At 57.1% G+C, this 6,346-nt stretch carries 6 protein-coding genes and 3 tRNA genes; 8 read left to right on the top strand and 1 reads right to left on the bottom strand.

Annotated elements, in window-relative coordinates; all coding sequences use genetic code 11:
• Positions 1-37: 37 nt before the first annotated feature.
• From FHC48_RS05890 to FHC48_RS05855, 8 genes are all read left to right on the top strand, one after another.
• Positions 38-114 (top strand) — tRNA-Arg (locus FHC48_RS05890).
• A gap of 29 nt (positions 115-143) precedes the next feature.
• Positions 144-220 (top strand) — tRNA-Arg (locus FHC48_RS05885).
• Positions 221-247: 27 nt separating this feature from the next.
• A tRNA-Arg gene (locus FHC48_RS05880) sits at positions 248-324 on the top strand.
• Between the two features lie 117 nt (positions 325-441).
• A complete protein-coding gene (gene yqaB / locus FHC48_RS05875; RefSeq protein ID WP_008499542.1) occupies positions 442-1,008 on the top strand; it encodes a fructose-1-phosphate/6-phosphogluconate phosphatase in 567 nt (188 codons plus the stop codon).
• Positions 1,005-1,433 (top strand): YqaA family protein, encoded by a 429-nt coding sequence (locus tag FHC48_RS05870; RefSeq protein ID WP_021241956.1) that lies wholly within the window; start codon positions 1,005-1,007, stop codon positions 1,431-1,433. The genes yqaB and FHC48_RS05870 overlap by 4 nt, the downstream gene beginning before the upstream one ends.
• An 83-nt stretch (positions 1,434-1,516) precedes the next feature.
• On the top strand, positions 1,517-3,061 hold the full coding sequence (gene gshA / locus FHC48_RS05865) for a glutamate--cysteine ligase (protein WP_039265552.1): 1,545 nt from the start codon (positions 1,517-1,519) through the stop codon (positions 3,059-3,061).
• Between the two features lie 153 nt (positions 3,062-3,214).
• On the top strand, positions 3,215-3,730 hold the full coding sequence (gene luxS, locus FHC48_RS05860; protein WP_008499539.1) for an S-ribosylhomocysteine lyase: 516 nt from the start codon (positions 3,215-3,217) through the stop codon (positions 3,728-3,730).
• Positions 3,731-3,794: 64 nt separating this feature from the next.
• Positions 3,795-4,559 carry a helix-turn-helix domain-containing protein gene (locus FHC48_RS05855; RefSeq protein WP_059363634.1) on the top strand — a complete coding sequence of 255 codons (765 nt, stop codon included), beginning with the start codon at positions 3,795-3,797 and terminating at the stop codon, positions 4,557-4,559.
• On the opposite strand, the gene leuA is transcribed toward FHC48_RS05855, so the two are convergent.
• Positions 4,546-6,201, bottom strand: a complete 1,656-nt coding sequence (leuA, locus tag FHC48_RS05850; RefSeq protein ID WP_220418779.1) for a 2-isopropylmalate synthase — start codon at positions 6,199-6,201, stop codon at positions 4,546-4,548. The two genes, FHC48_RS05855 and leuA, sit on opposite strands and share 14 nt — an antisense overlap.
• Between the last annotated feature and the right edge of the window lie 145 nt (positions 6,202-6,346).

Here is a 6,346-nt window from a genome sequence, read left to right as displayed (position 1 = left end):
GATATGAACATCGAGCAGTACAGTAGTAAATCCCGATGCATCCGTAGCTCAGCTGGATAGAGTACTCGGCTACGAACCGAGCGGTCGGAGGTTCGAATCCTCCCGGATGCACCATTTACTATTTCTGAAAGCAGTACCCTGATGCATCCGTAGCTCAGCTGGATAGAGTACTCGGCTACGAACCGAGCGGTCGGAGGTTCGAATCCTCCCGGATGCACCATTACTGTTTCTAAAAGCATTTCCCGATGCATCCGTAGCTCAGCTGGATAGAGTACTCGGCTACGAACCGAGCGGTCGGAGGTTCGAATCCTCCCGGATGCACCATCTTCTCCTTCTTTGTTTATTCCTTCGACGTTCCGTCAGCAATCACTCTCTCTGTCAGCGACAAAAACCACCATTTACGATAAAGTAATGCTTTGTTAATCGGTTAGCGAGAGCACGATGTACGCACAGTATGACGGTTTGATCTTCGATATGGATGGTACCCTTCTGGATACCGAACCCACGCATCGTCAAGCCTGGACCGACGTCCTGGGCCGCTACGGTATGCGTTTCGACCTTCAGGCGATGATCGCCCTCAACGGCTCCCCCACATGGCGTATTGCGCAGGCCGTGATTGAACTGAATCAGGCCGATCTCGACCCGCACCTGCTCGCGCGCGAAAAAACCGATGCGGTAAAAGCCATGCTTTTAGATACCGTACGTCCTCTGCCGCTGATTGATGTGGTAAAAGAGTGGCACGGGCGTCGCCCGATGTCGGTGGGGACGGGCAGCGAAAGCGCGATTGCAGAAGCCTTGCTCAATCATCTTGGCCTGCGCCACTATTTTTCTGCCGTGGTCGCCGCCGATCATGTTAAACGTCACAAGCCCGCACCGGACACCTTCCTGCTTTGCGCAGAATTAATGGGCGTCCCGGCGGCAAAGTGCGTCGTGTTTGAAGATGCCGATTTTGGGATCCAGGCCGCGCGTGATGCCGGAATGGATGCGGTGGATGTACGCTTACTGTGAGTGACGCGCTGTCACTTGCCTCATTATTCGCCAGCAGTTTTCTCAGCGCCACGCTGTTACCGGGCAATTCGGAAGTGGTGCTGGTGGCGATGCTGTTGTCCGGCGTGAGTCAGCCTTGGCTGCTTGTAGTAATAGCAACAATGGGTAATAGCCTTGGAGGGCTGACTAACGTTATTCTTGGGCGTTTCTTTCCGCTGCGCGAAAAATCGCGCTGGCAGGAAAAGGCAGTCGGCTGGCTAAAACGCTATGGCGCTGCCACGCTGTTATTAAGCTGGATGCCTGTAATAGGCGATTTACTGTGTCTGCTGGCGGGATGGATGCGCATCTCCTGGGGACCGGTGCTCTTTTTTTTGTGCCTTGGCAAGGCGTTGCGCTATGTTCTCGTGGCGTGGGCAACACTACAGGGTATGACGTGGTGGCACTAATTGGTGGAATGAATACGCGACCTTCAATCGTCAACCATTACAATTATGCTGAGTAACATTACTTTGACAGGCGGGAGGTCAATTTGATCCCGGACGTATCTCAGGCGCTGGCCTGGCTGGAAAACCACCCTCAGGCATTGAAGGGTATTCAGCGTGGTCTTGAGCGTGAAACGCTGCGCGTTAACGCGGACGGCAGTTTAGCGACGACGGGTCACCCGAAGGCGTTAGGCTCGGCGCTGACACATAAATGGATCACAACCGATTTCGCTGAAGCGCTGCTGGAGTTCATCACCCCAGTAGAGGGTGATATTGATCATATGCTGACGATTATGCGCGATATCCATCGCTACACCGCGCGCAATCTCGGCGATGAGCGTATGTGGCCCCTCAGCATGCCGTGCTATATCGAGCAGGGGCAGGAGATTGAGCTGGCACAGTACGGCACGTCAAATATCGGCAGGCTGAAAACGCTCTACCGTGAGGGGCTGAAGAACCGCTACGGCGCGTTGATGCAGACCATCTCTGGCGTGCACTACAACTTCTCGCTGCCAATGGCGTTCTGGCAGGCGAAATGCGGTGAAACGGATAAAGACGCGATCTCTGAAGGCTACTTCCGCCTGATACGCAACTACTACCGTTTCGGCTGGGTGATCCCGTATCTGTTTGGTGCCTCCCCGGCGATCTGTTCTTCGTTCCTGCAGGGGAAACCGACGACGCTGCCGTTCGAGAAGACCGACTGCGGAATGTACTATCTTCCGTACGCCACCTCTCTGCGTCTGAGCGATCTCGGCTATACCAATAAATCGCAAAGCAATCTCGGTATTACGTTTAACGAATTGCACGAATATGTGGCAGGATTGAAGCGGGCGATCAAAACCCCGTCGGAAGAGTACGAAAAAATCGGCCTCGAAAAAGACGGTAAGCGTCTGCAGATCAACAGCAATGTCCTGCAGATTGAAAACGAGCTGTATGCGCCAATTCGTCCTAAGCGCGTAACCCGCAGCGGCGAAACCCCGTCGGATGCGCTGCAGCGCGGCGGGATCGAATACATTGAAGTGCGCTCGCTGGATATCAACCCGTTCTCACCGATTGGCGTTGATGAACAGCAGATTCGCTTCCTGGATCTGTTTATGGTCTGGTGCGTGCTGGCGGATGCGCCGGAAATGAGTTCAGACGAACTGCTCTGCACCCGTACAAACTGGAACCGCGTGATTCTGGAAGGGCGTAAACCTGGCCTGACGCTGGGTATCGGCTGCGAAACGGCACAGTTCCCGCTGACGAAAGTCGGCAAAGATCTGTTCCGTGACCTGAAGCGTGTTGCCCGGACGATGGACAGCATCGACGGCGGCGACGCGTATCAACAGATTTGCGACCAGCTGGTGGCGTGCTTTGATAACCCGGAACTGACGTTCTCAGCGCGCATTCTGCGTTCTATGATTGATCAGGGCATTGGTGGTACGGGGCGCTCACTCTCGGCGGAGTACCGTGAAATGCTGATCCAGGAGCCGTTAGAAATCCTGAGCGAATCAGATTTTGTCGCGGAACGCGAAGCGTCCGTTGTGCGTCAGAAAGAGGTTGAAGCGGCGGATACCGAGTCGTTTGAGGCGTTTCTGGCGAAGCAGGCTTAAGCAGAAAAGAAAAAGGCCACATCGCTGTGGCCAAAATATACATCTCTGAATTCAGGGATGATGATAACAAATGCGCGTCTTTCATATACTCAGACGCGCATTCTGTAGAAGAGTTCAGTTTATTTTAAAAAAAATCACTATCGGAGGTGACGTATGCCGTTATTAGATAGCTTTACTGTCGACCATACCCGTATGGAAGCACCTGCAGTCCGCGTGGCGAAGACCATGCACACCCCGCACGGCGACACGATCACCGTCTTCGATCTGCGTTTCTGCGTGCCAAACAAAGAAGTGATGCCGGAGAAAGGCATTCATACGCTGGAACACCTGTTCGCTGGCTTCATGCGTGACCACCTGAACGGCAACGGCGTTGAGATCATCGATATCTCTCCGATGGGCTGCCGTACCGGTTTCTACATGAGCCTGATTGGTCAGCCTGAAGAGAAACGTGTGGCAGATGCCTGGAAAGCGGCCATGGAAGACGTGCTGAAGGTGAAAGAGCAGAACCAGATCCCTGAGCTGAACGTTTACCAGTGCGGCACCTACCAGATGCACTCTCTGGAAGAAGCGCAGGAGATCGCGCGCCACATCATCGAACGCGACGTTCGCGTGAACAGCAACGAAGAACTGGCCCTGCCGAAAGAAAAACTGCAGGAACTGCACATCTAGTATTGTGCCTGTGGATGCCCGGTGGCGCTTCGCTGACCGGGCCTACATTGTGCTGGTGCCTCCTTTGACCACAACCTTAACCTTCTCTTTTACCCACCGTCCTCTCGTTCCGTTTGCCCATGATTACGTTCATGGTGACAGCGAACCCTGGCACAAGCACGACTGCGCGCAGCTGCTGCATACCCTGAGCGGCGTGGTACGGGTGGATACCGCATCGGGCTGTTGGGTTGTGCCTCCCGGTCGCGGCGTCTGGCTGCCTGCGGGCACGCAGCATTCCCTGCGCATTACCGGCAACGTGGCGGCGCGAACGCTGTTTATCGATCCGCTGGCGCGGGCCGATCTTCCCGCCACCTGCCAGATCGTCCAGATCGCGCCGCTGCTGCGCGAGCTGATCCTCGTCTCCCTTGCGTTGCCTGAATCGTACTCACCCGGAAGCCGGGATGAACGCGTCTATGAACTGATTCTCGATGAAATCCGCACTATGCCGGTGCTGCCGTTTCACCTGCCGGAGCCGGAAAGCGAGGCGTTACGTCGCCTGTGCCTGCAAATCCGGCAAAACCCGGGGGAAAGCTGGAGCAGCGCGCAGGCTGCGAGCCTGATGAACATGAGCGAGCGCACCCTGAACCGCCATTTTCAGCAGCAAACGGGTTTAAGCTACAGCGAGTGGTTGAGAAGGGCGCGTCTGCTGGAAGCCTTAGTGCGGCTGGCGCAGGGCCAGCCGGTATTACGCGTGGCGTTGGATCTGGGATACGGGAGCCACAGCGCCTTTACGGCCATGTTCCGTCGGGTGATGGGCGTCTCCCCCAGCGATTACTTTAAGAACGACTGACGGCGTTAAAGAGCGCCTGAAGCGACGCGCGCGCCACGTCGCTATCAATGCCCACGCCCCAGCGGCTGCTGCCGTCCTGGAACAGGCAGCGGATGTAGGCCACCGAGCGGCTGTCGCTGCGTTCGCCTAACGTATGCTCGTGATAATCCTTAATCACGAACGGGGCGTTGACCCAGCGGCTCAGGCCATGAGCGGCGGCGGAGAGCAGACCGTTGCCGTGACCTTCCAGCTGGCGCGTTCCTCCCTGCGTGACGACGCTTGCCGTCAGCCGCAGCTGGCCGTCCTGCTGGCCGTCGCTGCGGTAGGATTGCAGCGCATAGTGCGGCGTGGCTACCAGGCCGTAACGGGTGCGGAACAGCTGCCACAGCGCATTTTGCGTCATCTCTTTTCCGTGACGGTCGGTTTCCTGCTGCACGTGCTGGCTGAAATCCTGCTGCAGGGCGCGGGGCAGTTTCAGACCATGATTCTGTTCGATCAGCCACGCGCTGCCGCTTTTCCCTGATTGGCTGTTCACGCGGATCACCGCTTCGTAGGTGCAGCCGATATCCTGGGGATCGACGGGCAGGTAAGGCATCTCCCAGCGATCGCCAGGCCTGCGGGCATCAAAGCCTTTTTTGATTGCGTCCTGGTGCGAGCCGGAGAAGGCGGTATAGGCCAGCCGTCCTGCCCACGGATGGCGCGGGTGCACCGGCAGCTGATTGCAGGTTTCCACCACTTCCACCACCCGGTTCATATCGCTAAAGTCCAGAGTCGGGCTGATACCCTGGCTGTAGAGGTTCATTACCAGCGTCACCAGGCAGACGTTGCCCGTGCGCTCGCCGTTACCGAACAGACAGCCCTCCACGCGGTCAGCCCCCGCCATTACGGCCAGCTCCGCGCAGGCGACGCCGGTACCGCGGTCGTTATGCGGATGCACGCTGATGCAGACATCGCGGCGGCGGCTGAAGTGGCGACAGAAGTACTCGATCTGGTCGGCATAGACGTTCGGCGTGCTCACTTCGACGGTGGCGGGTAAGTTGATCACCATCGGGCGTTCGTCGCAAGGCTGCCAGATCTCCGCCACGGCTTCACAAATCTCCAGCGCAAATTCCGGCTCGGTAAAACAGAAGGTTTCCGGAGAGTATTCGTACTGCCAGCGGGTGTCGGGATTTTCTTCACACAGCTGACGAATAAGCCGCGTGGCACGCGTCGCCAGCTCAACGATTTGTGCTTTCTCCATGCCGAATACCAGGCGGCGGAACAGCGGGGCGGTGGCGTTATACAGATGCACGGTCGCCTGCTTCGCGCCGCGCAGGGATTCAAAAGTGCGATGGATGAGATCTTCCCGTGCCTGAGTGAGCACCTGAATCGTCACGTCATCCGGGATGCGGTTCTCTTCAATCAGCTGGCGAACGAAATTGAAATCCGTCTGCGAGGCGGAAGGAAAGGTAACTTCAATCTCTTTAAACCCGCAGCTTAACAGCAGATCCCAGAACTGCAGCTTGCGCGTGCTGTCCATCGGTTCGGCCAGAGCCTGGTTGCCGTCGCGCAGGTCGGTCGAGAGCCAGCGCGGCGCGCGGGTGATGCGTTGTTCCGGCCAGCGACGGTCGGGCAGGGAAAGGGTGGGAAAGGGTTGGTACTTGTCGGCGGGTGTGTTCAGCATGATGCGCTCCTGTTGTCTTTTCACTATCGTGAATCGATTTCAGGCGCGCTGCTTTATCGGCACTGACAATGGCTGTCGCGTTCTGGACACGGTGGCAATGGTTGCCCGGTGGCGCTGCGCTTACCGGGCCTACGGAAGTGTCAGT

Origin of the sequence: Enterobacter sp. EC_50 (assembly GCF_019584525.1) — a bacterium.
Lineage (GTDB): Bacteria > Pseudomonadota > Gammaproteobacteria > Enterobacterales > Enterobacteriaceae > Enterobacter > Enterobacter roggenkampii.
This window is presented reverse-complemented; position numbering and strand designations above follow the sequence as displayed.

Excerpts from the sequence above, each read along its gene's own strand:
- yqaB (WP_008499542.1), top strand. The coding sequence starts at position 442 with ATGTACGCACAGTATGACGGTTTGATCTTCGATATGGATGGTACCCTT.
- luxS (WP_008499539.1), top strand. The coding sequence starts at position 3,215 with ATGCCGTTATTAGATAGCTTTACTGTCGACCATACCCGTATGGAAGCA.
- leuA (WP_220418779.1), bottom strand. The coding sequence starts at position 6,201 with ATGCTGAACACACCCGCCGACAAGTACCAACCCTTTCCCACCCTTTCC.